Annotated in this window: 21 protein-coding genes and 1 pseudogene; 12 read left to right on the forward strand and 10 right to left on the reverse strand. The window is 74.1% G+C overall.

Annotated elements, in window-relative coordinates:
* Positions 1-179: 179 nt before the first annotated feature.
* Positions 180-1709, reverse strand: a complete 1530-nt coding sequence (locus tag CHC04_RS15560) for an APC family permease (RefSeq protein ID WP_089404865.1) — start codon at positions 1707-1709, stop codon at positions 180-182.
* Between the two features lie 401 nt (positions 1710-2110).
* Here CHC04_RS15560 and speB point away from each other — a divergent pair, with 401 nt between their 5' ends.
* From speB to CHC04_RS15575, 3 genes are all read left to right on the forward strand, one after another.
* The gene (speB, locus tag CHC04_RS15565) at positions 2111-3151 is read left to right on the forward strand and encodes an agmatinase (protein ID WP_089404866.1); all 1041 of its coding nucleotides are present in this window, start codon (positions 2111-2113) and stop codon (positions 3149-3151) included.
* A complete protein-coding gene (locus tag CHC04_RS15570) occupies positions 3148-5031 on the forward strand; it encodes a primary-amine oxidase (protein WP_089404867.1) in 1884 nt (627 codons plus the stop codon). Before speB ends, CHC04_RS15570 begins: the two co-directional genes overlap by 4 nt.
* Positions 5032-5156: 125 nt before the next feature.
* On the forward strand, positions 5157-5564 hold the full coding sequence (locus tag CHC04_RS15575) for a hypothetical protein (protein WP_141233822.1): 408 nt from the start codon (positions 5157-5159) through the stop codon (positions 5562-5564).
* Here CHC04_RS15575 and CHC04_RS15580 read toward each other — a convergent pair.
* The gene (locus CHC04_RS15580; protein WP_089404869.1) at positions 5510-6007 is read right to left on the reverse strand and encodes an Lrp/AsnC family transcriptional regulator; all 498 of its coding nucleotides are present in this window, start codon (positions 6005-6007) and stop codon (positions 5510-5512) included. The two genes, CHC04_RS15575 and CHC04_RS15580, sit on opposite strands and share 55 nt — an antisense overlap.
* 108 nt (positions 6008-6115) lie before the next feature.
* Entirely contained in the window at positions 6116-7624 is a 1509-nt protein-coding gene (locus tag CHC04_RS15585; RefSeq protein ID WP_089404870.1) for a PucR family transcriptional regulator, read from the reverse strand.
* A 146-nt stretch (positions 7625-7770) separates the two neighbouring features.
* On the opposite strand from CHC04_RS15585, the gene gabT reads away from it, so the two are divergent.
* The 4 genes and pseudogenes from gabT to CHC04_RS25585 all read left to right on the forward strand — a co-directional run bounded on the left by gabT (position 7771) and on the right by CHC04_RS25585 (position 10158).
* Positions 7771-9123: a 4-aminobutyrate--2-oxoglutarate transaminase gene (gabT, locus tag CHC04_RS15590; protein WP_089404871.1), complete on the forward strand. Its 1353-nt coding sequence runs from the start codon at positions 7771-7773 to the stop codon at positions 9121-9123.
* Positions 9123-9446, forward strand: a complete 324-nt coding sequence (locus tag CHC04_RS25020; protein WP_245817291.1) for a hypothetical protein — start codon at positions 9123-9125, stop codon at positions 9444-9446. Before gabT ends, CHC04_RS25020 begins: the two co-directional genes overlap by 1 nt.
* 20 nt (positions 9447-9466) lie before the next feature.
* A pseudogene (locus CHC04_RS25580) lies at positions 9467-9760 on the forward strand (hypothetical protein); the annotation flags it as partial.
* Positions 9761-9855: 95 nt separating this feature from the next.
* Positions 9856-10158: a hypothetical protein gene (locus tag CHC04_RS25585; protein WP_425432459.1), complete on the forward strand. Its 303-nt coding sequence runs from the start codon at positions 9856-9858 to the stop codon at positions 10156-10158.
* 59 nt (positions 10159-10217) lie between these two features.
* Here CHC04_RS25585 and CHC04_RS15600 read toward each other — a convergent pair whose 3' ends face one another.
* Positions 10218-11654 carry an aldehyde dehydrogenase family protein gene (locus CHC04_RS15600; protein ID WP_089404872.1) on the reverse strand — a complete coding sequence of 479 codons (1437 nt, stop codon included), beginning with the start codon at positions 11652-11654 and terminating at the stop codon, positions 10218-10220.
* Between the two features lie 190 nt (positions 11655-11844).
* On the opposite strand from CHC04_RS15600, the gene CHC04_RS15605 reads away from it, so the two are divergent.
* On the forward strand, positions 11845-13236 hold the full coding sequence (locus tag CHC04_RS15605; RefSeq protein WP_089404873.1) for an aspartate aminotransferase family protein: 1392 nt from the start codon (positions 11845-11847) through the stop codon (positions 13234-13236).
* 69 nt (positions 13237-13305) lie between these two features.
* On the opposite strand, the gene CHC04_RS15610 is transcribed toward CHC04_RS15605, so the two are convergent.
* Together CHC04_RS15610 and CHC04_RS15615 are read right to left on the reverse strand one after the other, a co-directional pair.
* Positions 13306-13731 carry a universal stress protein gene (locus CHC04_RS15610; protein ID WP_089404874.1) on the reverse strand — a complete coding sequence of 142 codons (426 nt, stop codon included), beginning with the start codon at positions 13729-13731 and terminating at the stop codon, positions 13306-13308.
* The gene (locus tag CHC04_RS15615; RefSeq protein WP_089404875.1) at positions 13728-15236 is read right to left on the reverse strand and encodes an APC family permease; all 1509 of its coding nucleotides are present in this window, start codon (positions 15234-15236) and stop codon (positions 13728-13730) included. Before CHC04_RS15615 ends, CHC04_RS15610 begins: the two co-directional genes overlap by 4 nt.
* A 108-nt stretch (positions 15237-15344) precedes the next feature.
* Between CHC04_RS15615 and CHC04_RS15620 the strand changes: the two genes are divergently transcribed.
* Positions 15345-16553, forward strand: a complete 1209-nt coding sequence (locus CHC04_RS15620; RefSeq protein ID WP_089405026.1) for a saccharopine dehydrogenase family protein — start codon at positions 15345-15347, stop codon at positions 16551-16553.
* A gap of 116 nt (positions 16554-16669) precedes the next feature.
* Here CHC04_RS15620 and CHC04_RS15625 read toward each other — a convergent pair whose 3' ends face one another.
* From CHC04_RS15625 to CHC04_RS15640, 4 genes are all read right to left on the reverse strand, one after another.
* Positions 16670-17713, reverse strand: coding sequence for an LLM class flavin-dependent oxidoreductase (locus tag CHC04_RS15625; RefSeq protein ID WP_089404876.1), 1044 nt, complete (start codon positions 17711-17713; stop codon positions 16670-16672).
* The gene (locus CHC04_RS15630) at positions 17710-19251 is read right to left on the reverse strand and encodes an APC family permease (RefSeq protein ID WP_217897394.1); all 1542 of its coding nucleotides are present in this window, start codon (positions 19249-19251) and stop codon (positions 17710-17712) included. The genes CHC04_RS15625 and CHC04_RS15630 overlap by 4 nt, the downstream gene beginning before the upstream one ends.
* A 135-nt stretch (positions 19252-19386) precedes the next feature.
* The gene (locus CHC04_RS15635) at positions 19387-20094 is read right to left on the reverse strand and encodes a cache domain-containing protein (protein ID WP_089404877.1); all 708 of its coding nucleotides are present in this window, start codon (positions 20092-20094) and stop codon (positions 19387-19389) included.
* Positions 20091-20861, reverse strand: coding sequence for a FadR/GntR family transcriptional regulator (locus CHC04_RS15640; RefSeq protein WP_089404878.1), 771 nt, complete (start codon positions 20859-20861; stop codon positions 20091-20093). Before CHC04_RS15640 ends, CHC04_RS15635 begins: the two co-directional genes overlap by 4 nt.
* Before the next feature lie 127 nt (positions 20862-20988).
* On the opposite strand from CHC04_RS15640, the gene CHC04_RS15645 reads away from it, so the two are divergent.
* Genes CHC04_RS15645 through CHC04_RS15655 form a run of 3 tightly spaced genes read left to right on the forward strand, consistent with a single transcriptional unit; the run spans position 20989 to position 24435 of the window.
* Complete coding sequence (locus CHC04_RS15645) at positions 20989-22488, forward strand: (Fe-S)-binding protein (RefSeq protein ID WP_217897395.1); 1500 nt, start codon at positions 20989-20991, stop codon at positions 22486-22488.
* Between the two features lie 35 nt (positions 22489-22523).
* The gene (locus CHC04_RS15650; protein WP_089405029.1) at positions 22524-24074 is read left to right on the forward strand and encodes an FAD-binding oxidoreductase; all 1551 of its coding nucleotides are present in this window, start codon (positions 22524-22526) and stop codon (positions 24072-24074) included.
* Positions 24061-24435 (forward strand): hypothetical protein, encoded by a 375-nt coding sequence (locus CHC04_RS15655; RefSeq protein WP_176450033.1) that lies wholly within the window; start codon positions 24061-24063, stop codon positions 24433-24435. The genes CHC04_RS15650 and CHC04_RS15655 overlap by 14 nt, the downstream gene beginning before the upstream one ends.
* Positions 24436-24471 lie beyond the last annotated feature (36 nt).

Below are 24471 nucleotides of genomic sequence, written 5' to 3' on the forward strand. Positions count from 1 at the left end.
GCGACGACGGTGCTGTCACCGCAGCGGGCGACACCGGGCCCGGGACCACCTGTGGACACGGGGCGGCCCTGTGGAAGTCGGCCGCCGGAGACGACCATCGGCTCGTTGCCGCTCGCACCGGCGCGTCGGTGTGTGTCGGCGGCAACGAGCCGATGATCAACGGGAGGTGCGCCTACCGCTCAGTCGTCGAAGACGAGCGACGGTGTGTCCTGCCGCAGCGTCTGACCGCGGAAGAACTCCGGGTGCCGCGAGCGCCACACCAGCATGAGCACCGCGCCGAGCACGAGCAGGCCGATGCCGATGACGAACACGCTGCCCAGCCCGAACACCGACGAGCCGCTGCCGTAGGCGGGGTCGAGGGTGTCGACGGCGGTCTGGACGAACACCGCCGTCAGCATCAGGGCCCCGAGCAGGGGCATGACGCCCTTGATCCACAGGTCCTTGGCGCTGCGGCGCAGCTCGTGGCGGAAGTACCAGACGCAGGCGTAGGCGGTCAGCCCGTAGTAGAAGCAGATCATCAGCCCGAGCGCGTAGATCGTGTCGATGAGCACGTTCTCGCTGATGAGGGTCATCCCCACGTAGAAGACCGCCGTCGCGACGCCGGCGACCAGCGTGGCCGTCGACGGGCCGCGGTAGCGCGGGTGCACGTCGGCCAGGCCCTTGGGCAGCGCGCCGTAGGTGGCCATCGCCAGCAGGGTGCGCGTCGGCGGGAGGAACGTGGTCTGCAGCGACGACGCCGAGCTCGCCACCACCGCGAGGAAGAGCAGGAACGCCAGGCCGGGGCCGAGCACCGGGCCGGCGAGGGCGGCGAAGACGTTGTCCCCGGTGTCCGGGTTGCCCAGCCCGGTGCCCTCGGTGCCGATGCCGGCGTACATCTGCACCGCGATCGCCGCGGTCAGGTACGTGAGCACGATGACGACGATGGTCAGCAGCGCCGCCCGCCCGGGCGTGCGCGCCGAGCCGGTCGTCTCCTCGTTGACCGTCAGGCAGGTGTCCCAGCCCCAGTAGATGAACAGCGACAGCGACAGCCCCGCGGTGAACGCGCTGAACGAGGAGACCGCGGTCGGGTCCAGCCAGGAGAACTCGAACGGGATGCCGCCCGGCGCCGAGCCGGACTTGACCAGCGCCAGCACCACGAACAGCAGCAGCACCGCCATCTGGAAACCGACCAGCGTGTACTGCAGCCGCTTGGTCGCCTCGACCCCGCGGTAGGTGATCCAGGTGGCCAGCGCCACGAACACCACGCAGGTCAGCACGTTGACCAGCCGGTTGTCGCCCAGCGCGCCGACGGTCTCCGAGCCGGTGATCTCACCGAGCAGCAGGTAGAAGAAGGAGACGGCGACCCCGGCGAGGTTGGACAGCACGATGACCGTCGCCAGCAGCGCCCCCCAGCCGGCCAGCCAGCCGACGTAGGGGTTGAACGCCTTGGTGGCCCAGGTGAACGAGGTGCCGCAGTCCGGGGCGACCCGGTTGAGCTCCCGGTAGCCGTAGGCCACCAGCAGCATCGGGATGAAGCCGACGAGGAAGACCGCCGGCATCTGCAGGCCCACCTCGGTCACCGTCGGGCCCAGCGTCGCGGTGAGCGCGTAGACCGGCGCGATGCTGGAGATGCCGAGGACGACGCTGGCGAGCAGGCCGACCGAGTTGCTCGACAGGCCCTTGGCCCTCAGGTCCGCCGGCCCGGTCGCCGACCGCTGGTCCAGAGTCATGCACGTCCTCCTCGTCGCGCCGAGCCGGCGCACAGGCAGACCCGGCGTGTGCGGCGGGTCACAGCGGAGACGATCAGGTGGCCGTCCCGGGAGCGGAAGACTCCGTCCCGTATACCGACGGCGGGGCGCATCGACAGTCCGGCGCCTCGGATCCCGCGGATCCCCGCGCCAGGAGCGCTGTCGATCACCGTTTCGCGCGCCGGTCGGCAGCTCCTGCACGCTTTCCGCGGTCGCCCGGCGCGTCGAGCGCAACTCACCGCCCGACCGCGGCAACGAGTGCCTGCGATGGTCCACACAGCCGGATTCCGTCGTCCGGGGTCCTTGACAGCGCGGATCCCGTCGTCAGGATGGACCCGTACCCTGCGGGCACCCCGGCCGCACGAACGATCGGACTCGACGCGATGACGCGCTATGGCGCCCAGTACGGGCCCGACATCACCTACCTCGGCGTGGAGCGCTGTGATCTCGACGACCCCGCCACCTACGACGGCGCCGACGTCGTCGTCCTCGGGGCGCCCTTCGACGGGGGGACGTCGCACCGGCCCGGCACCCGGTTCGGCCCGCAGGCCATCCGGATGACCGACTACCTGCCGCACGACGGCTCCCGGCCCAGCCTGGCGCTGCGCACCGACGGCCTGCGCGACCTGCGGGTGGTCGACGCCGGCGACGTCGAGATGTACTCCGGCGACATCGAGACGGCGTTGCCGGCGCTCGAGGCCGCCGTCGAGAAGGTCGCCCGCGCCGGCGCGATCCCGGTGGTGCTCGGCGGGGACCACTCGATCGCCTTCGCCGACGCCAAGGGCGTGGCCAACGTCCTCGGCCACGGCCGGGTCTCGATGATCCACTTCGACGCGCACGCCGACACCGGCGACATCGAGTTCGGCTCGCTGTGGGGTCACGGCCAGCCCATGCGCCGGCTGATCGAGTCCGGTGCGCTGCGCGGCGACCGGTTCCTGCAGGTCGGTCTGCGGGGCTACTGGCCGCCGCCGGAGACCCTCGACTGGATGGCGCAGCAGCGGATGCGCTCCTACGAGATGACCGAGATCGGGCACCGCGGGCTCGACGCGTGCCTCACCGAGGCCTCGGCCATCGCCACCGACGAGTGCGACGGCGTCTTCCTCTCCGTCGACATCGACGTCTGCGACCCCGGGCACGCACCGGGCACCGGCACCCCCGAACCCGGCGGGCTGACCGCGCGGCAGCTGCTCGACGCCGTCCGCCGGCTCTGCCTCGAGCTGCCGGTGGTCGGGGTCGACGTCGTCGAGGTCAGCCCGCCCTACGACCACGCCGACGTCACCGCCGCCCTCGCCAACCGGGTGGTGCTCGAGGCCCTCTCGGCCATCGCCCGCCGCCGCCGCGACGCCCGCGACGGCACCCGCTGGGACCCCGCCCTCCCCCTCCTCGCCGACCGCCCCGACCCGACCCCGGAGACCCAGGCATGACCGCTCACCCGCTCGACCCGCTGACCACCGACGAGTTCCGCGCCGCCGCGGCCGTCCTCCGCCGCGACAAGGGGGTCGACGAGCGCTGGCGGTTCGCCTCGATCGAGCTCAAGGAGCCGGCCAAGGACGTCGTCCGCGCGTTCACGCCCGGCGACCCGATCCGGCGCGAGGCCCGCGTCACCGTGTGGAGCCGCGACGAGGGGACGCCGTACAAGGCGGTCGTCTCGCTCACCGACGACGCCGTCGTCTCGTGGGAGACGGTGCCCGGCCAGCAGGCCAACATGACCCTCGACGAGTGGCACGAGGCGCACGAGGTGCTCATCCGGCACCCCGACGTCGTGGCGGCGCTGGCCAAGCGCGGCATCACCGACCTCGACCTGGTGCTCATCGACACCTGGGCCTACGGCCACTCGCTCATCCCGCAGGGGCTGCAGGACCGCCGGGTCGGCTGGACCGACGTCTGGCGGCGCTCCGCCCCCGACGCCAACCCCTACGCCAACCCGGTGATGGGCCTGCACTTCGTCGTCGACCTCAACACGATGGAGCTGCTGCAGATCGAGGACACCCCGCCGCCGGCGCAGCCCGCCGCCATGGGCGAGTACCTGCCCGCGCTGGTGCCCGGCCTGCAGCAGCGCACCGACGTCCGGCCGCTGGAGATCACCCAGCCCGAGGGCGTCTCCTTCGAGCTCGACGGCTCCGAGCTGCGCTGGCAGAAGTGGTCGATGCGGCTGGGCTTCAACCACCGCGAGGGCCTGGTGATCCACCGGCTGGCCTACGACGGGCGCCCGATCGCGCACCGGATGTCCTTCGCCGAGATGGTCGTGCCCTACCGCGACCCCAGCCCCGACCACCACCGGCGCACCGCCTTCGACATCGGCGAGTGGGGCCTGGGCTACATGACCACGTCGCTGAAGCTCGGCTGCGACTGCCTGGGCGAGATCACCTACGTCGACGCCGTCCTCAGCGACAGCCGCGGCGAGCCGTACACCATCGAGAACGCCATCTGCCTGCACGAGGAGGACGACGGCGTGCTGTGGAAGCACGTCGACGAGCAGGCGGGGTCGGAGGTGCGCCGTTCCCGGCGGATGGTCGTCTCGTTCCACGCGACGGTGGCCAACTACGAGTACCTGACCTACTGGCGCTTCTACCAGGACGGCACGGTCCAGTGCGAGGTCCGCGCCACCGGGATCATGGTGACCAGCGCCTACGAGGGCACCGCGCCGGCGTTCGGCACCGTCGTCGACGAGCGCACCTACGCGCCGATCCACCAGCACTTCATCGTCGCCCGGCTCGACATGGAGGTCGACGGCCCGGACAACACCGTCGTCGTCACCGAGAGCGAGGCCCTGCCGGTCTCCGACGACAACCCCTACGGCCTGGCAGTGGTCACCCGCAGCCGACCGCTGCGATCGGAGGCCGAGGGCCGCGTCGACGTCGACTTCGCGACCCAGCGGTCGGTCAAGGTGGTCAACCGCACCCGCCCCAACCGGCTCGGGACGGCGCCGGGCTACAAGCTGTACGCCAACTCGCCGCTGCCGGCCCTCGCCGACCCCGGCGCGCCGTTCCGGCAGCGCGCCCAGGTCATCGACCACCCGGTGTGGGTCAGCCGGTTCGACGAGGAGGAGCGCTGGCCGGCCGGCGAGTTCTGCAACCAGAGCCGCCGGGACGCCGGGCTGCCGGTCTGGCAGGAGGCCGACCGCCCGCTGGAGGACACCGACGTCGTGCTGTGGCACGTGTTCGGCATCCACCACGTGCCGCGCCCCGAGGACTGGCCGGTCATGCCGGTCGACGTGGTGTCCTTCGAGCTCAAGCCGGTCGGGTTCTTCGACCGCAACCCCGCCCTGGACGTGCCGCCCTCGACGGCGCGGCACTGCCATTGATGGAGGACCCCCTCCCTCCTCACCGCTCGTCCCTCGTGGCGGGCCCCTGGGAGGGGGCCGTTCCAGGACCTCACCGTCCCCACGGTGGCGGCGGGCCGCAGCTGCTGGCCGCCACCGCGGCGGGGGTGGCGGCGGCGTCCGCGCTGCTGCACCTGCCGCTGCTGGGGCCCGGCCGGCACGGGGTGCTGTCGCTGGCCGTCGGCCTGGCCTGCGTGGCGTGCGCGGTGCACCTGTGGCGCCGCCCGGGCCCGGCGGCGTGGTCGGGGCACGTGGCGGCGGCGGCGCTGATGCCGGCCCACCTCCTGCTCACCCCGGCCGGCCCGGGTCACCACGCCGGGCCGGCGGCCGTTGCGGGCTCGGCGGCGGACGCGGCGGCGTGGGCGCCGTACGCGCTGCTCCTGCTGGCCGGCCTCGGGGTCGCGCTGGGGCTGGTGCGCTGGGCGGTGGGCGCCGACGTCCCGCTGCGCGCCGGGTCGGCTCAGATGCCGGCGGCCGTCGGCGGCAGGTCGGGACGGCGGGTGCCCCAGGCGTAGGTCTGCTTGCGCAGGCCCAGGTAGAGGTGGGTCTCGGTGGACGTCACGCCCTCGACCGCCCGGATGCGGGCCACCGTGCCGAGCAGCTGGTCGTCGTCCTCGGCGACCACCTCGACGAGCAGGTCGGCGGGGCCCGCGGTGACCACCACGTAGATGACCTCGGTCAGCGCCGCGATCGCGTCGCCCACCTCGCGCGGGTCGCCGGCGGTCCGCACCGTCACCATCGCCTGGCGGGAGAACCCCACCTGCAGCGGGTCGGTCACGGCCACGACCTGCATGACCCCGGCGTCGAGCAGCCGCTGCACGCGCTGGCGGACGGCGGCCTCGGACAGCCCGACGGCGTGCGCGACCCGGGCGTAGGGCCGCCGGCCGTCCTGCTGGAGCTGCTCGATGATCGCCCTGGAGACGTCGTCCAGGACGAACTCACGCTCCCGGATCGCCACCGCCCCCTCCCGGCCGCTGCTGTGCCTGCAGCCTAGCGACGGGGAGGCCCTCGCCCACCGGCGCGCCACCCCTCCGGGTCAGGACACCCGCGAGCCGGACGCCGCCGCTCAGGCCGGCGGGTGCAGCGCCAGCCACAGCTCGGCGCGGGTGCCGGGCTCGTCGAGGTCGCGGCCGAGCAGGTCGCCGGCCCGCGTCATGCGCTTGCGCAGCGTGTGCCGGTGCACCCCGAGGGCCGCAGCGGCCGGCTCCCACTGCCCGTGGTGGGCCAGCCACGCCCGCAGCGAGTCGACCAGGTCGCCGGCACCGGCGCGGTCGGCCGCCACGAGCGGCGCGAGCAGGGCGTCGGCGAAGGCGCGGGTGGCCGCCGGGTCGAGCAGGGCGGGCAGTCCACGGCCGGCGAGCTCGGCGAAGCCGGCCACCCCGCCGCCGCGCGCCCGGCTGTGCTCGGCCGCCTGCCGGGCCTGGCGCACGCCGTCGGCCAGCCGGCTCCACGGCACCGGACCGGACACGCCGACCGCCGTCTGCGGCACCCGCTCCGGCAGCCGCGCCAGCCGCTCCGGCAGCGGCCCGTCGGAGGCGACCAGCAGCACCAGGGCGTCGCCGTCGAGCTCGGCGGAGAAGGACGGCGAGCCGGTCGCGGCCGCGGCGTCGGCGGCGACGTCGACGGCGGCCGCCCGCTGGCCGACCTCGCCGAGGACCACGTGCACCCGCAGCGGCTCGGCGGGCAGCCGCTCCCCCAGCGCGTCGACCGCCTCGACGACGGCGGCCTCCTCGCCGGCCAGCAGCATCCGCAGCAGCGCCGCGCGCAGCGCCGCCATGGCGCTGTCGAGGCCGCGGGACTGCTCCAGCCGCAGGGTGAGCAGTCCGACGGCGGCGTTGACGACGTGCCGGTCGGCGGCGTGGACCGGCCCGGGCCGGCCGACGGCGAGGAAGCCGCGGGTGCGCCGCTCGTTGCCCAGCGACTGCAGCAGCACCGTCTCCCCCGGCCCGGTCAGCGCCGCGCTCGCCGGCGCGCGCACCGACCGCAGCCGGTCCAGCTCCGGGCGCAGCGCCTCGGCCCGGCCGGCGGCCGCCGCCGGCACCGCCTCGAGCACGGTGCCGGCGGTGTCGAGCAGCAGCACCCAGCCGCCGACCTGCCGGGCCAGGCGCTGCAGCAGCGGTGCCGGTGAGCCGGGGGCCAGGGCCGCGCGGGTGAGCTCCTGCTGCGCGGTCGCCGCCCGGGCCACCGCGGCGTACTCGTCGGCGGCCAGCGCGGCCGACACGCTGCGCGACAGCGCGATGAACGGCGTCCGGTGCGGCACCTCCAGCAGCGCCAGCCCGGCGCGCTCGGCGGCGGCGACCAGGTCCGCCGGGACGGCGTCGACGCCCAGCCCCGTGCCCAGCCCCAGGCCGACGACGCCGGCCGCGGCCAGCCGCGACACGTACCCCTCCACCGGCTCGTCGCGCAGCGCCAGGCCGGTGGTCAGCAGCAGCTCCCCGCCCTCGAGGAACGGCGTCGGGTCGGCCAGCTCGCTGACGTGCACCCAGGACACCGGCCGGTCGACCCCGCCGCCCGGGGTGTGCAGCACCAGGCCGAGCGCCGGGTCGGCGACCAGGTCGGCGACGGTGACCGGCACGGCAGCTCCCGGCGACGAAGTGGACATCCGCGCGTGGTCCACGCGCCGGTCTGGACGGTACCGCCGGTGTGGCGGGCGTCCCACACTCGAGCAGGGAGCCTCCCCCGCCGGAGGCACCGGCCCGCCCGCGACGTCGAGGAGCACCCGTGACCGACCTGCTCGAGCCCACCACCACGTTGCCCCAGGAGCGGCGGCTGGTCACCCCGGTCCCCGGCCCGCGGTCGGCGGAGCTCATGGCCCGCCGGTCGGCCACCGTCTCGGCCGGCGTCGGCACCACCCTGCCGGTCTTCGTCGAGCGCGCCGGCGGCGGCGTGGTCGTCGACGTCGACGGCAACTCGCTCATCGACCTCGGCTCGGGCATCGCCGTGGTCAACGTCGGCAACGCCGCGCCGCGGGTGGTGGCCGCGGTGCAGGAGCAGGTGGCCGCCTTCACGCACACCTGCTTCATGGTCACGCCCTACGAGGGCTACGTCGCCGTCTGCGAGGAGCTCGCCCGCGTCACCCCCGGCGACCACGAGAAGCGCTCGGCGCTGTTCAACACCGGCTCCGAGGCCGTCGAGAACGCCGTCAAGATCGCCCGGCACGCCACCGGCCGGCAGGCCGTCGTCGTCTTCGACCACGCCTACCACGGCCGCACCAACCTCACGATGGCGCTGACGGCGAAGAACATGCCGTACAAGCACCGCTTCGGCCCGTTCGCGCCCGAGGTCTACCGGGTGCCGATGTCCTACCCGTTCCGCGACGAGCCCGGCCTGACCGGCGCCGAGGCGGCCGCGCGCGCCATCGCCCAGATCGAGGCGCAGGTCGGCGCGGCCAACGTCGCCGCGGTGCTCATCGAGCCGATCCAGGGCGAGGGCGGCTTCGTCGTCCCGGCCCCCGGTTTCCTGCCGGCGCTGGCCGAGTGGTGCCGCGCGTCGGGTTCGGTGTTCGTCGCCGACGAGGTGCAGACCGGCTTCTGCCGCACCGGCGACTGGTTCGCCACCGAGCACGAGGGCGTCGTCCCCGACCTGGTGACCCTCGCCAAGGGCATGGCCGGCGGCATGCCGCTGGCCGCCGTGACCGGCCGCGCCGAGATCATGGACGCCGTCCACACCGGCGGGCTCGGCGGCACCTACGGTGGCAACCCGGTGGCCTGCGCCGCCGCGCTGGCCTCCATCGAGACCATGCGCGCGCAGGACCTCGCCGGGGCCGCGCGCGCCATCGGCGACACCATGCTCCCCCGCCTGCGGGCGCTGCAGGAGCGGACGCCGGCCGTCGGCGACGTCCGCGGCCGGGGCGCCATGGTCGCCGTCGAGATCGTGAAGCCGGGCACCACCGAGCCCGACCCCGAGCTGACCGGCCGGGTGGCGCGCGCCTGCCACGCCGACGGCGTCGTCGTCCTGACCGCCGGCACCTTCGGCAACGTGCTGCGGTTCCTGCCGCCGCTGGTCATCGGCCAGGAGCTGCTCGGCGAGGGCCTCGACGTCCTCGACGCGGCCTTCGCCGAGCACGCCGGCTGATGGCCGCGCCGACCGCCCTGCGGCCGGCGCGGCGCGTCACCCTGCAGCCGGACCCGGGCACCGGGTCCGGCGGCAGGGTCGTGGCCGTGGCCGGGTGGCCCGGGCAGCGCCCGCTGCTCGCCGACGTCGTGCCCGTCTTCGAGCGGCTCGGCGTCCGGGTCGCCGACGCCGTCGCGCTGCCCGGTGCCGACGGCGTCGCGCCCTCCCGGCTGGAGCTCGTGCTGCCGGAGTCCGCCTCCCCCGACACCGCGCTGCCGGCGCTGGAGCAGGCGCTGGCGGCGGCCTGGCCGGGGAGACCGAGCTCGACGGGCTGTCGCGGCTGACCGTCCTCGCCGGCGTGCCGGTGCGCGACGTCGCGGTCCTGCGGGCCGCCTGCCGCTACCTCGCCCAGACCGGGACGGGACTCTCCCGCGGGTACGTGGAGGAGACCGTCCTCGGCGCCCCGGACGTCGCCCGGGCGCTGCTGCGGCACTTCACCGCCCGCCACGACCCCGACGCCCGCGACCCCGCCGCCGAGCGGCGGGCGGCCGCGGAGCTCGACGCGCTGCTGGCGGCGACCACCAGCCTCGACCAGGACCGCATCCTGCGCGGGCTGCGCGACGTCCTCGCCGCGGTGCTGCGCACCAACGCCTTCCAGCGCGACGCCGAGGGCCGGCCGCGCCCGCAGCTGGCGCTGAAGACCGGGCCCGCGCGCTGCGGGCGGACCTGCTCGCGGCCGGCGCCCCCGCCGAGCTGGCGGAGGGGCTGGCCGCGCTGCGCTGCGCCGGCGACGTCCTCGAGCTGGTGGAGCTCGCCGACGACGCCGGCCGGCCCGTGGCCGCGGTGGTCGACGCGCACGTGCTGCTGGGTGAGCAGCTGGGCCTGCCGGCCGTGCGCGACCGGGTGGTCGACGAGCCCGCGGACACCTCCTGGGTGCTGGCGGCCAAGAGCGCACTGCGCGACCAGCTCGACGCCTGCCGGGTCGCGCTGAGCCGCGCGGCGGTGACGACGGCGGACGGCGACGTCGCCGCGTTCGTCGGGCGTTCCACCGCCTGAGGGCGGACGCGACGAGGCCCCGGCGCCTCACGGGAGCCGGGGCCTCGGAGCGTCCGGGGTCAGACGTCGATGCCGGTGAGCACGAGCACGCGCTCCTCGGTGAGGTCCTCCATGGCCGCGTGCACGCCCTCGCGGCCGGTGCCGGAGTCCTTCACCCCGCCGTAGGGCATCTGGTCGGCGCGGAAGCTGGGCACGTCGCCCACGACGACGCCGCCGACGTCGAGCACCTGCGCGGCGCGGAAGGCGACCTGCAGGTCGCGGGTGAAGACGCCGGCCTGCAGCCCGAAGCGGCTGTCGTTCACGCGGTCGAACGCCTCGTCGAGGGAGTCGACGGCGTCGATCACCACGACCGGGCCGAAGACCTCCTCGCAGGACAGCTTCGCCGTCGGCGGGACGTCGGTGAGCACGGTCGGCGCGTACGTGGCGCCCTCGCGCACGCCGCCGGTGAGCACCCGGGCGCCCGCGGCGACGGCCTCGTCGACCCAGCTCTCCACCCGGCGCGCGGCGGCCTCGTCGATGAGCGGCCCGACGTCGGTGGCCGGGTCGGTGGGGTCGCCGGTGGCCAGCCGCTGCACGGCCTCCACGACCCGCGTGGTCAGCGCCTCGGCGACCGCGCGGTGGGCGAAGACCCGCTGCACGGAGATGCAGGACTGCCCGGCCTGGTACATGGCGAAGGTCGCGATCCGCGACGCCGCCCACGACAGCGACTTCTCGTCGTCCTGGTCCGGGCCGACGACGGCGGCCGCGTTGCCGCCCAGCTCGAGGGTCACGTGCTTGCGCGGCGCGGACTCGCGGATCGACCAGCCCACCGGCACCGACCCGGTGAAGGAGACGACCGGCAGGCGCGGGTCGCGCACCAGGCCGGCGGCGACCTCGTTGGGCACCGGCAGCACCGACCACGAGCCCGACGGCAGCTCGGTCTCGGCGAGCAGCTCCCCGAGCAGCAGCGCGGTCAGCGGGGTGGCCGGGGCGGGCTTGAGCACGATGGGCGCGCCGACGGCGATGGCCGGGGCGACCTTGTGGGCGACCAGGTTGAGCGGGAAGTTGAACGGCGCGATGCCGAGCACCGGGCCGCGGGGCACGCGCCGCACCAGGGCCATCCGGCCGGTGGCGGCCGGGTCGGTGTCCAGCCGCTGCAGCGTGCCCGACCAGCGGCGGGCCTCCTCGGCGCCCCAGCGGAAGGTCGACACCGCCCGCGCGACCTCCAGGCGCGCCCACTTCAGCGGCTTCCCCGACTCGGCGGTGATCAGCGCGGCGACCTCCTCGGCCCGCTCGGCCAGGCGGCGGGAGACGGTGTCGAGGGCGGCGGACCGCACGTGCGCGGGGGTGGCGGCGAACTCCCGGCGCACCCGCGCGGCCTCGGCGACCGCGGTCTCGACGTCGTCGGGGGTGGCGGAGGTGGTCCGGCCGGCGAGCGACCCGTCGTGCGGCGAGCGGACCTCGAGCACCTCGCTGCCGTGGGCGGGGCGCCCGGCGATCCAGTACGGGGTGGTCATGGGTCCTCCTCGGGGGACGGAGCGGGTGCTGCGAGCGTGCCGGACCACCCCCGCGTCCCGGGACGGCCGAACCGTCCACCGCCGCGGCGGAGGGACGCCGTCCTGGCACCCCCGGGGCGGTGCCGCCGGACGGCGCGCGCCGCTACGATCCGGACACCCAGGACGTCCTCCGACGACGGGATCCGTTGCCATGACCACCACGGAGCAGGACTTCACGCCGTCCGGACGGCCCGCCGCCGCGGACGACACCGCCAACCTGTGGCTGCACTTCTCCCGCATGGGCGCCTACCGCCACGCCCCGCCGCCGGTGATCGTCCGCGGCGAGGGCGCCCGGATCTTCGACGACCGCGGCCGCAGCTACCTCGACGGGCTGTCCGGGCTGTTCGTCGTCCAGGCCGGCCACGGGCGCCGCGTGCTGGCCGAGGCCGCCGCGCGGCAGGCCGAGCAGCTGGCGTTCTTCCCGCTGTGGTCCTACGCCCACCCGGCGGCGGTGGAGCTCTCGCAGCGGCTGGCCGCCGCCACCCCCGGCGACCTGGACCGGGTCTTCTTCACCACCGGCGGCAGCGAGGCCGTGGAGACGGCGTGGAAGGTGGCCAAGCAGTACTTCAAGCTGACCGGCCGGCCGCAGAAGACCAAGGTGATCAGCCGGGCGGTGGCCTACCACGGGACCACGCACGGGGCGCTGTCCATCACCGGGATCCCCGCGCTCAAGACGCCCTTCGAGCCGCTGGTGCCCGGCAGCGTCCGGGTGCCCAACACCAACATCTACCGGGCGCCCCTGTTCGGCGACGACCCCGAGGCGTTCGGCCGGTGGGCGGCCGACCAGATCGAGCAGGCGATCGTCTTCGAGGGCCCCGACACCGTGGCGGCGGTGTTCCTCGAGCCGGTGCAGAACGCCGGCGGCTGCTTCCCTCCGCCGCCGGGCTACTTCGCGCGGGTGCGCGAGATCTGCGACCGGCACGACGTACTGCTGGTCAGCGACGAGGTGATCTGCGCCTTCGGCCGGCTGGGCACCACCTTCGCCTGCGAGAAGTTCGGCTTCGTGCCCGACATGATCACCTGCGCCAAGGGCATGACCTCGGGCTACTCCCCGATCGGCGCGATGATCGCCTCAGGCCGCGTCGTCGAGCCCTTCCTGCGTGACACCGCGTCGTTCCCGCACGGCTACACCTTCGGCGGGCACCCGGTCAGCTGCGCGGTGGCCCTGGCCAACCTCGACCTGATGGAGGACGAGCAGCTCGGGCAGCGGGTGCTCGCCTCCGAGGACGCCTTCCGCGCCACGCTGGAGAAGCTGCTGGACCTGCCGATCGTCGGCGACGTCCGCGGCGACGGGTACTTCTACGGCATCGAGCTGGTCAAGGACCGGGCGACGAAGGAGACCTTCGACGCCGCGGAGTCCGAGCGGCTGCTGCGCGGGTTCCTCTCCGGCGCGCTGTTCGAGGCGGGCCTGTACTGCCGCGCCGACGACCGCGGCGATCCGGTCGTCCAGCTCGCCCCGCCGCTGATCTGCGGGCAGGCCGAGTTCGACGAGATGGAGCAGGTCCTCCGCGGCGTGCTGACCGAGGCCTGGCAGAAGCTGTGACCGCCCAGGCACCGCCCGGCACAGGAGGCTCTCCGCACGTCCTGGCGCCCAGGACGTGCGGAGAGCTTCCTATGCCTCGTCTCCCCCCACGGGCACGCACAGCACCGGGCGGTCGGACAGGTGCAGCAGCTTGTGCGACACCGACCCCAGGAAGGCGCCGCGCAGCGGGCTCTCCCCGCGGGTGCCGACGACGATGAACCGGCCGTCGTGCCGGTGCGCGGCCTCGACCAGCGCCTGGGCCGGCTTCTGGGACAGCACCTCGACCACCGTCGCGACGCCGGCTGCCTGTGCCTCCTCGACGGCGTGCGCGACCGCGGTGCGGCCGATCTCGGTGAGCGCCCGCTGGTGGGCCTGGAACTCCTCCCCCATCCCCCCGGGCGGCTCGACGCCGTAGACGAGGACCAGCGGCTCGCCGAACCGGGCGGCCAGCGAGATCGCCGTGGCCAGCGCCGGCCGCGACCCCGGCGACTCGTCGTAGCCCAGCACGATGCTCATCGCAGGTCCTCGTCGACGTCGATGCGCTCCCCGGCGATCCCGGGCCGCTCCTGCCAGTACCGCCCGTCCCGGGTCCGCCAGACGACCATCAGCACGAGACCGACGAGGAAGATCCCGACGCCGATGACCAGCGGCGGCCCCACGCCGAGCCACGCCTGGCCGGTGTAGGAGTTCGCCGGGTCGGCGAGGTCGCGGATCGACAGCACCAGCAGCCAGATGAGCAGCCCCGCCCCCACCAGCGGGCCGAGCCCGATGAGCAGGAACGCCGACACGCTGCGGGTCAGCCGCCGGCGGTGGTAGACGGCGCAGGCGATGCCGGTGAGCGCGTAGTAGAAGGCGATGAGCAGCGACAGCGCGGTGATCGAGTCGAACAGCGCGTTCTCGCTGACCAGGCTCACCACGACGAACCAGACGCTGGCGATGACGCCGACCCACCAGGTGGAGACGTCGGGGGTGCGGTGGCGCGGCGAGATGTGCCCGAACCGGCGGGGCAGCGCGTGCCGGCGGGCCATCGACAGGCCGGTGCGCGAGGCCGGGAGGATCGTCGTCTGGGTGGACGCGATCGCCGCGGTGGCCACCGACAGCAGGACCACCCAGTCCCAGCCGCCCATCACCTCGGTGGACAGCAGGGCGAAGATCGCCTCCTCCTCGTCGGCGTTGTCGGCGAGGTAGTCGGTGCCGGCGAAGGCGAGCACCGCGATCGCGACGGCGACGTAGGTGACCAGCAGGACGAGGGTGGACACGATCGCGGCGCGGCCGGGCGTGGAGGTGGAGTCGCGGGTCTCCTCGGTGAGGTTCACCGCCGACTCCCAGCCCCAGTAGGCGAACACGCCGAGCAGCAGCCCGCCGGAGAGCGCCGCGCCGCCCGCGCCGAAGGGGTTCAGCCAGCTCCAGCCGGGGTCCAGGCCGCCCAGCGGGCTGTCGCCGGTCACCCCGCGGTAGATCGCGACCGCGGCGAACACCAGCAGGGCCGCGGTCTGAGCGAGGATCAGCGCGTTCTGCAGCCGGGCCGACAGCTCGGTGCCGAGCACGCAGATCCAGGTCATGAGCAGGATCAGCGCGACGGTCAGCACGAGGACGACGGCGGTGTTGTCGGCCAGCGAGTCGAGGTCCAGCGTCCGGAGCGTGAAGACGACGCCGACGTTGGCCAGCGACCCGATGATCAGGACGCCGGTCATCGTGATGGCCCAGCCGCCGATCCACCCGGCCCACGGCCCCATGGCGCGGGTGACCCAGGAGAACGTCGTCCCGCAGTCGGGGTCGACCCGGTTGAGGGCGGCGAAGGCCGAGGCGATGAGCAGCATCGGCACGAAGGAGGCCAGGAGCACGCCGGGGGCGTGCACCCCGGTGAGGGCCACCAGCGCGCCGATGATGGCCGCCAGCGAGTAGGCCGGCGAGGTGGAGGCCAGGCCGATCACGAGGGCGTCGAGGAACCCGATGGCGCCCGGACGGAGGGTCGCCTCGTCCCCGGGGCGGACCACGGAGTCGGCTGGATCCGGCTTCATGCGACGGTTATGGCAGCAGATCGCCCGTTCGACAAGGGTTCGGCGTTCGCAGACCTGTCCTCGCTGCGGAACTCGTCGCTAGGGTGGCCGCCTCCCGTGGAGGTGGACATGCGCATCCTGCTGGTCGGCGCCGGCGGTGTCGGCAGCGCGGTGACGGCCATCGCGGCGCGCCGCGGCTTCCTGGAACGCCTCGTCGTCGCCGACTTCGACCCGGCCCGTGCCGAGAAGGCGGTGGCCGCGACCGGCGACCCCCGCCTGGTCGCCGCCCGGGTCGACGCCGCCGACGAGGCCTCCGTCCGGGCCCTGCTCGCCGAGCACCGCTGCGACGCGCTGCTCAACGCCACCGACCCGCGGTTCGTCATGCCGCTGTTCCGGGCGTCGCTCGCGGCCGGCGTCGACTACCTGGACATGGCGATGTCGCTGTCGCGCCCGCACCCCGAGCGCCCGTACGAGCAGACCGGGGTCAAGCTCGGCGACGAGCAGTTCGCCCTCGCCGCCGAGTGGGAGGCGGCCGGGCGGCTGGCCCTCGTGGGCATGGGCGTGGAGCCGGGCCTGTCCGACGTGTTCGCCCGCTACGCCGCCGACCACCTGTTCGCCGGGATCGACGAGCTCGGGGTCCGCGACGGGTCGGACCTGACCGTGCGGGGCCACGCGTTCGCACCGTCGTTCAGCATCTGGACCACCATCGAGGAGTGCCTCAACCCGCCGGTGGTGTGGGAGCGGGACCGGGGCTGGTACACCACCGAGCCCTTCAGCGAGCCGGAGGTCTTCGACTTCCCCGAGGGCATCGGCCCGGTCGAGTGCGTCAACGTGGAGCACGAGGAGGTGCTCCTCATGCCGCGCTGGGTCGACGCCCGCCGGGTCACCTTCAAGTACGGCCTCGGCAGCGAGTTCATCTCCGTGCTCAAGGCCCTGCACACCACCGGCCTGGACTCGACGACGCCGGTCCGCGTCGGGGACGTCGAGGTCGCCCCGCGCGACCTGGTCGCCGCGGCCCTGCCCGACCCCGCCACGCTCGGTGAGCTCATGACCGGGCGGACCTGCGCCGGCCTGTGGGTGTCCGGCACGGGCACCGACGGCAGCCCGCGGCAGGTCTACCTGTACCACGTGGTGGACAACGCCTGGTCCATGGCCGAGTACGGGTCCCAGGCCGTGGTCTGGCAGACCGCCGTCAACCCCGTGGTCGCCCTCGAGCTGCTGGCCACCGGCCGGTGGCGGGGCAGCGGGGTGCTCGGCCCGGAGGCGTTCGACGCGGTGCCCTTCCTCGACCTGCTGACTGCCTACGGCTCGCCCTGGGGGATGCGCGAGGGCGGCTGAACGCCACAGGGGCCCGGCCTCCCCGGGGAGGCCGGGCCCATGCCGCGGTGCTGGAACGGCCCTCGTGCACGGGCCCACGCCGAGCGCCATCGAGGGGTGGGGGGCAAGAGGGTCCTTCAGAAGGCGGGCATGACCTCGTCGTGGATGAGCCGCAGCTGCTCGTCGACGGTGGCCACCCCGGCCAGCTCGCGGCCGGTGAACGCCTTGACCAGGGAGGCGTCGGTGATGGCGGCGATGAGGTGGTTGACCCCCGTCGGCTCGATCTCCTTGATCTTCGCCGTGACCTCCTCGGGCGTGCCGGAGAACGACAGCTTGTCGGCGATCTCCGGGCTGGTCAGCTCGATGCCCTTGGCGAGGTCCCCGCCGGCGATCGCGTCGATGATCGGCTCGAGGCTCTTCGGGTCCACGCCGTTGCGCTCGAGCTGTTCGGCGGGCATGGAGGAGGCGTAGATGCCGACCATGCTGCGGGCGGCGTCCTTGGCGGCGGCGGAGTCGCGGCCGACCGAGACGACCACCCACGCGCCGAAGTCCAGCGTCGTCCAGTCCTTGCCGGCCCGCTCGGCGCCGGCGCGCAGGTTCTCGGCGGCGTACTCGTAGGCCTCGCGGGTGTAGCTCAGCGCGTGGTGGCAGCCGTCGGAGTGCTCGGCGGCGGCCTGGAAGGACTTCGGCCCGCGCATCGCGCCCATCTTCACCGGCAGGTGCTGCTGCACCGGCCGGGCGAAGGTGAACAGCCCGTCGTAGGAGAAGAACTCGCCGTCGAAGGTGATGGCGCCGTCGTCGAGGAAGGTGCGCATGACCTTCACGCCCTCGACGACGCGCGAGAGCGGCTTGGTCGTCTTCCAGTCCGTCTTGTACTGGGCCAGCAGGCCGAAGTTGCCGCTGGAGAGGACGACCTCCGCCCGCCCGCCGGTGAGCTCGTCGAGGGTCGCGGCGGCCTGGGCGATGAGGGTCGGCTCGCGCAGGGTGACCGCCGAGACGCTCGGGCCCATCCGGACGCGCGAGGTGCGCGCCGCCGCGGCCGCGAACAGCAGCCACAGGTCCTTGTGCCAGGTCTCGTCCGCGGCGTACACCGCGTGGAAGCCGAGCTCGTCGGCGAGCTCGATCGCCCGCAGCGACTCCTCGAGCGGGTAGTCGGGCAGCATCGCGTAGCTGAACTTCATCGGATCTCCTCACTCACCGGGACACCGGCGTCCCGCCGGATCTGCTGGAGCTGTGCGGCCACCTCGCGGGCGTCGCCCTCGGGGACGTGTGCAGAGTGCCGGTCGGGCCGGGCGCCGAACAGGTACAGCAGCCCGGTGCCGGCGACGATCGCCAGGCCGATCGCGACGATCCAGCGGTCGAGGAAGGTCTCCGTGCCCGGCGCGGGCTTGATCAGCAGGACGATGGCGAAGACCCCGTAGGCCAGCGCGAGGACGTTGACCACCAGGCCGGCCGGGCCGAGGTTCCACACCCCCGCAGGGCGCCAGCCGCGCAGCCGCTGCCGCAGCGCGGCGAGCACCACGGCCTGGAAGGCGACGTAGATGCCGAGGACGGCGAACGCGGTGACGCGGGCCAGGGAGTCCGGCCGCCAGAAGACGAACAGGCAGATGAGCACGGGGACGACGCAGACGACCAGCAGCGCGTTGGTCGGGACCGAGTGGCGGCTGGAGACGTGCGACAGCCAGCCGCTGGCCGGGAGCATCCGGTCGCGGGCGAAGGCGTAGAGCAGCCGGCTGCCGGCCGCCTGCAGCGACAGCACGCACGAGACGAACGCGACGACGGTGACGACGAGGAAGACCTTCGAGCCGACGGTCCCCAGCGCGCTCTCCAGGATGGTGGGGATCGGGTCGACGTCCTCACCGGCCATGATCGCCTGTAGCTGGGCGCCGGGGGCGGCCAGCACGTAGCCGGCGTAGGACAGGAAGCCCGAGACCCCGCCGACGAGGATGGTCAGGATCATCGCCCGCGGGATGCGGCGGGCCGGGTCGGCGACCTCCTCGGCGACGTCGCCGCAGGCCTCGAACCCGTAGAAGAGGAACAGCCCGGACAGCGCCGCGGCGAGGAAGGTGCCGAGGTAGCCCTCGCCGCCGCCGGCGCCGAGGGTGTCGAAGAAGACGCCGAAGGGCTGCTCGCGGCGGAACAGCAGCAGGAACAGCCCGAGCGCGACGACGCCGACGAGCTCGGCGGCCAGCCCGATGCGGGCGATGCGGGCGAGGGTGCGGGTGCCGCTGTAGTTGACGCAGAAGGCGACGACGAGCAGCGCCACCGCCGTGGCGAGGACGACGCCGGGGGTGGCGTCGATCCCGAACAGCGCGGCCACGAACCCGCCGCCGAACTCGGCGACCGCGGTGACGGTGACGATGATCGCCCAGATGTAGACCCACGAGACGATCCAGGCGTAGCGCCGGTTCCACAGCCGCCGGGTCCACGGGTAGATGCCGCCGGCGAGCGGGTACTGCGAGACGACCTCGCCGAAGACCAGCGCGACCAGCAGCTGCCCGAACCCGACGATGACGATCCACCAGATCGCCGGCGGCCCCCCGATGGAGAGGCTGTAGGCGAACAGCGAGTACACGCCGACCAGCGGCGACAGGTAGGTGAAGCCCAGGGCCATGTTGGCCCACAGGCCCATGCTCCGGTCGAACTCGCGGGAGTACCCGAGAGCAGCGAGCTGGGCGTCGTCGTCGGTCCTGCCGACGGGTCCTCCTGGTGCGGTCACCGGGCGGTCTCCTCGCGAGGGTGGGGGGCGTGCCGGCGCGGACGCCGGTGTGCCCCAGGCCACAGGGACCGCCGAAACCTATAGAGCCAGAGGTCACAGGACAAGAGCCGTCGCGCCTCCCTCCGGAGGCCGGGCTCAGGCGGTGAGCAGGCTGCGGTCCTCGACCGGCACGAGCCGCCACGGGACGCCGGGGACGGCGGTGGCCGGCCCGGTGGCGATCCCGTCCGGGGGGACCAGCGCGCCGACCAGCCACCGCGGCGAGGTCGACAGGACGACGCGGTCCGCGCCGTTGAGGAGCAGGAACGGCGCCCCCGGGCCGAGCCGGCCCAGCAGGTGCGCCTCGAAGCGGCCCACCGAGACGTCGGCCCCGGCCACCCCGACGAACTCGCCGTCGACGACGACCGGCTCGGTCAGCGTCAGCAGGTACCGCCCGGTGCCGTGGACGTCGACGTAGGGGCCGACGACGTGCCGCCGCCCGGTCCGGCGGGGGACGTCGAACCACTCGGCCGCCGTGTAGTCGTAGTAGCCGAGGCTGGTCGGCCGCAGGTCGGGCTCGAGCGTGCGCAGCCGGCCGCCGTCGGGGTCGAGCTGCCACCACTCCAGGCGCAGCGGCAGGCCGCGGTCGGGGCGCGGCGCGACGACCAGCCCGAGCCCGACGGCGAGCTGGCCGGGCCGGTGCAGCAGCTCTCGGACGTCGTCGTCGAGGACCGGCCGGCCGGTCCGCAACCCCTCGCGCGCGGCCGGCCGCAGCGCCGCGGCGTGCACCTCGGCGACCGTGGCGAAGACCCCCTCGACGACCTCTCCGACGACCGCGGCCACGGTCTCCGGCACGGCGGCGGTCACGAGACCTCCCGGCGGTCGGCGGTCCCCTCGCCCCCGCGCAGCCGCAGCTCGATCGACCACCGCGTGCGGGCCTCGACGTGCTCCTCGGTGAGCGTGCGCGCCGTGGCCGGGTCGCGGGCCTCGATCGCGTCGAGCACCGCGCGGTGGCAGGCGACGATGCGGTCGAGCAGCCCGGGCGCGTGGGCCGGCGGCCACGGCAGTTGCCCCAGCTCGAGGTGCAGGTCCATCTCCTGCATGGTCAGGCGCACCGACTGCGCGCAGGCGGCCAGCTCGACGTAGTAGCGGCCCTCGGCCCGTCGCTGCCCGGTCACCGTGTCGGCCCGGGCCAGCCGGTCGACGATGTCGCGCAGCCGGGCGATCTCGACGCGGGAGGCCCGGGTCGCGGCGAGCCGGGCGGCGGCCGAGGCGACCGCGCCGTGCACGTCGCCGAGCTCGCGCAGGTCGGTGGTGGCCAGCTCGGCCAACCGGGCGTCGGCGAGCTCGGCGAGGACGTCGTCGCGGGCCTGCACGAAGCTGCCCCCGCCGCGGCCGCGGCGGGTCGCGACCAGCCCGAGCCCGCGCAGCTCGGCCAGCGCCTCGCGCAGGGTCATCGTCGAGACGTTGAGCATGGTGGCCAGCTCGGTCTCGGCCGGGAGCTGCTCGCCGTCGCCGAGCAGGCCCAGGGCGATGGCGCTGCCCACCCGGCGCACCACCGCCTCGCTGCGCAGGGCGCCGTCGTCGAGGGGGGCGAAGACCGCGCGACGGGCGTCCCCGCTGAGCAGTTGCACGCTCGCCTCCTGTGACGGGTGGTCCCCCAGTGTGACACCGGGGATCTGCTGTCTTAACCGTTGAATCCATAGGTTTTCGTGGCTAGCGTGACGCACACCCCAGCCACCCTGTGACGAGGAGCACGCAGTGACACAGGTCGAGCCCGACCGGGCGACGGGGACGAGCCCCCGTGTCGACGCCCTCTCCGAGCCGTTCACCCCGGGCGCCCCGTCCAACCCGCCGGAGCTGGCGGACTACCCCGAGACGCTGGCCGGGCCGATCCCCCCGCCGCGCCAGGACCCGAGGACGGCGGCCTTCGTCGAGCAGTGGCGCAACGCCTCGTACAACTGCTACTCCTCGGGCCACAAGTTCTGCCGCGAGGTCTGCCCGGTCACCCAGGTGGAGCGCAACGAGTCGTGGACGCCCACGGCGTTCCACGCCAACGTCGTCGCCATGGAGCGCGGCGAGCTCGACATCGAGGACGTCGCCGCCGACTACGTCAACTGCACCCAGTGCGGCGCGTGCGAGCTGCGCTGCCCGAACACGCTGTTCACCGGCGACTTCTACCGCTTCCGCACCCGCACCGTCGACGTCGTCAAGGCGGTGCGCTCGCTGGCGGTCGAGAGCGGCGTGCACCAGCCGAGCTGGCAGATCTGGAACCAGCGCACCGACCTGCGCACCCACGAGCCGGTGCTCGGCGAGACCCCGGTCAGCCAGGAGCGGGTGCGCGACTGGGCCGAGGGCCTCGACATCCCGGTCGGCGGCGAGACGGTCCTGTTCGTCGACTGCGAGGCCGCGTTCTACCGGACGTCGGTGCCCCGCGCGGTGGCGCAGGTGCTGCAGCTGGCCGGCTACGAGTTCGGCCTCATGGGCGAGCAGTGGTGCTGCGGCGGGCCGGCCGCGGAGATGGGCTACGCCGAGCAGGCCAAGCGCTTCGCCCGGCACAACCTGGACGACTGGCGGGCCACCGGCACCAGGCGGCTGCTGGTGCTCGACCCGCACGACTACATCAGCTTCACCGAGGACTACCCGCGCTACTTCGGCGAGGAGTTCGACATCGAGGTCGTGCTCGTCATCGAGGTGTTCGCCCAGCTGCTGCGCGAGGGCCGGCTGACGCCGTCGGTGCCCGTGGACCGGGCGATCACCTACCACGACCCGTGCCGGCTCAACAAGCGCAAGGGCATCTGGGCGGAGCCGCGGGAGCTGCTGCGCGCCATCCCCGGGCTGCGCTTCGAGGACGTCGACCGGGTCACCCAGTGGTCCTACTGCTCCGGCGGCGGCGGTGGCCTGCCGATCGAGAAGCCCGAGCTCACCGCGAAGATCAGCGCGCTGCGCCTGGAGCGCGCCGCCGAGCTCGACGTCGACACCCTCGTCAGCGCCTGCCCCTGGTCGGAGCGCCCGCTGTCGGAGGCCGGCGACGCGCAGGACATCGACGTCGTCGACCTGCACGAGCTGTTCGCCCAGTCCCTGGGCATCACCGTCGGCGGCTCCCGCGGCGACGTCGGCGACCGCCGGCTGGCCCAGGAGCGCACCGGCGTCCCCGGCCGCGCCCGGCGGGCCACCGGCACCGGCTGCGGAGGTGGTGGAGGCGGGTGCGGCGGCGGCTGCGGCACCGGGTCCGGCGGCTGCGGGTGCGGGGGGCACTGACCATGACGATGACCGAACCGATGGGGACCGAACCGATGGGGACCGAACCGGCGCCCTTCACCACCGAGCCGCTCGGCGAGGACCGGCTCAACCAACTGGTCGCGGCGCTGCGGCCGGTGCTGGCCGACGACCAGGTCCTGCTCGCCAAGACCGACCGCTACAACCGCGCCCGGGTGCCCGCGCCCTTCCCGGTGCACCGGTGGTCCGAGCGGGTCCCGGACGTGGTGGTCATGCCCACCTCCACCGAGCAGGTGGCCGCGGTGGTGCGGATCGCCAACGAGCTGGAGATCCCCGTCGTCCCCCGCGACGGCGGTACCGGCCTGACCGACGGCGCGGTCCCGCACCGCCGCGGCATCGTCGTCGACGTCAAGAAGATGAACCAGATCCACGAGCTGGACCTGGTCAACCGGACCGTCACCGTCGGCACGGGCATCAACATGCTCAAGCTCAACGAGCGGCTGGCGCAGCACGGGCTGTTCTACCCCGACGACCCGGCGTCCTACCCGTGCTCGCTGGTCGGCGGCCGGATCGGCACCAGCGGCTGGTCGCTGATCGGCGCCCGCTACGGCCACACCCGCGACCTGGTGCTCAGCTTCGACCACGTGCTGCCCACCGGCGAGGTGCTGCACGTCGGCGACGGCATCGGCCGCAAGATCAGCAAGAGCTCCAGCGGCTACCAGCTCAAGCACCTGTTCATGGGCCACCAGGGCACCCTCGGCATCGCCACGAAGGCGACGCTGAAGCTGTTCCCCAAGCCCGAGGCCGAGCTCTCGCCGTTCTGGGCGTTCGACGACTACGACGCCGCCCACGCCTGCACCGGCGCGCTCGCCCGCGCCGGGGTGGCCACCTTCGCCGGCGCGGTGCTCTTCGACGAGCACAAGGTCGCCTATCTGCGGCGCGACGACGAGGCCTACATCCCGCAGCCGGCCGACGTCCGGGCGCTGGTCTGCGCGGTCATGTACGGCTACGAGGACGAGGTGCGCGCCGGCGGCAAGCGGCTGTTCCGGATCGCCAGGGAGCACGGCGCCCGCTACCTCGGCGACGAGATCTCCGAGGGCGACTGGGCCGCCCGCCACGACCGGTACGCCACTCCCCTGCACGGCCGCACCAAGGACGGCCAGGTCATCCCGATGTCGTGGCACTGCGAGGACGCCGCGGTGAACTTCTCCGCCGTCCCCGCCGTCAGCCGGGCCTGGCACGAGATCATGGCCGACCTGCGCCGGCGGACCGACGTCTTCGACGACTGGGGCATGTTCGCCTACACCTCCGGCGCCACCGGGGTCGACTACCTCACCGAGATCGACGTCGGCATCTGGGAGCAGCGCCTCGACGACGCGGCCTGGGCGGCGTGGGTGCAGGCCAAGCGCGACATCGCCGCGGTGGCGATCGCGCACGGCGGGTCGATGAGCGCCTGCCACGGCTCCTGCCGGGAGGGCGAGGTCGACCTGCTGCCCGAGGAGCTGGGCCGGGGCTTCGACGTGATGCTCGAGGTCAAGCGGGCGCTGGACCCCAACAACGTGATGAACCCGGGCAAGTACCTGCTCGACCGGGCCTACGGGAGGGACACCACCGATGAGAACCGATGACCGGCCCGCCGCCCCGGCTCCTCCCGGCCCCGCGGCGACCGCGCCGTACCGGTTCGCCGAGCAGCACACCCCGCCGGCGCCGGTGCGGGCCAGCGAGGTGGCGCAGACGACCTTCGAGCACGTCTACGAGGTCGACCCGCGGCTGATGCAGGAGCACGTGCTGCAGCAGGTGTTCCCCAACTGGGACACGCTGCGGATCATGCGCAGCCGCCACGACCACCTGGCCTGGATGCACCGGCACTTCGCCCACCGGGTCGTCACCGGGTCCGAGCTGCTCGCCGAGGTGGAGGCGGAGGACCCGGGGATTCCGCAGGGATCGGAGTCCGACACTGGACCGATCAGCGGTCCGGTAGCACCATGACGACTGGATCAGCACAGACGTCGGACGAGAGGGACC

This window comes from Geodermatophilus saharensis, from assembly GCF_900188205.1.
Classification (GTDB): Bacteria; Actinomycetota; Actinomycetes; order Mycobacteriales; family Geodermatophilaceae; genus Geodermatophilus; species Geodermatophilus saharensis.

Excerpts from the sequence above, each read along its gene's own strand:
- CHC04_RS15610 (WP_089404874.1), bottom strand. The coding sequence starts at position 13,731 with ATGAGCATCGTGCTGGGCTACGACGAGTCGCCGGGGTCGCGGCCGGCG.
- CHC04_RS25020 (WP_245817291.1), top strand. The coding sequence starts at position 9,123 with ATGGCCGCGCCGACCGCCCTGCGGCCGGCGCGGCGCGTCACCCTGCAG.
- CHC04_RS15615 (WP_089404875.1), bottom strand. The coding sequence starts at position 15,236 with ATGAAGCCGGATCCAGCCGACTCCGTGGTCCGCCCCGGGGACGAGGCG.
- CHC04_RS15620 (WP_089405026.1), top strand. The coding sequence starts at position 15,345 with ATGCGCATCCTGCTGGTCGGCGCCGGCGGTGTCGGCAGCGCGGTGACG.
- CHC04_RS15560 (WP_089404865.1), bottom strand. The coding sequence starts at position 1,709 with ATGACTCTGGACCAGCGGTCGGCGACCGGGCCGGCGGACCTGAGGGCC.
- CHC04_RS15625 (WP_089404876.1), bottom strand. The coding sequence starts at position 17,713 with ATGAAGTTCAGCTACGCGATGCTGCCCGACTACCCGCTCGAGGAGTCG.
- CHC04_RS15600 (WP_089404872.1), bottom strand. The coding sequence starts at position 11,654 with ATGACCACCCCGTACTGGATCGCCGGGCGCCCCGCCCACGGCAGCGAG.
- speB (WP_089404866.1), top strand. The coding sequence starts at position 2,111 with ATGACGCGCTATGGCGCCCAGTACGGGCCCGACATCACCTACCTCGGC.
- CHC04_RS15605 (WP_089404873.1), top strand. The coding sequence starts at position 11,845 with ATGACCACCACGGAGCAGGACTTCACGCCGTCCGGACGGCCCGCCGCC.
- CHC04_RS15650 (WP_089405029.1), top strand. The coding sequence starts at position 22,524 with ATGGGGACCGAACCGGCGCCCTTCACCACCGAGCCGCTCGGCGAGGAC.
- CHC04_RS15570 (WP_089404867.1), top strand. The coding sequence starts at position 3,148 with ATGACCGCTCACCCGCTCGACCCGCTGACCACCGACGAGTTCCGCGCC.
- CHC04_RS15655 (WP_176450033.1), top strand. The coding sequence starts at position 24,061 with ATGAGAACCGATGACCGGCCCGCCGCCCCGGCTCCTCCCGGCCCCGCG.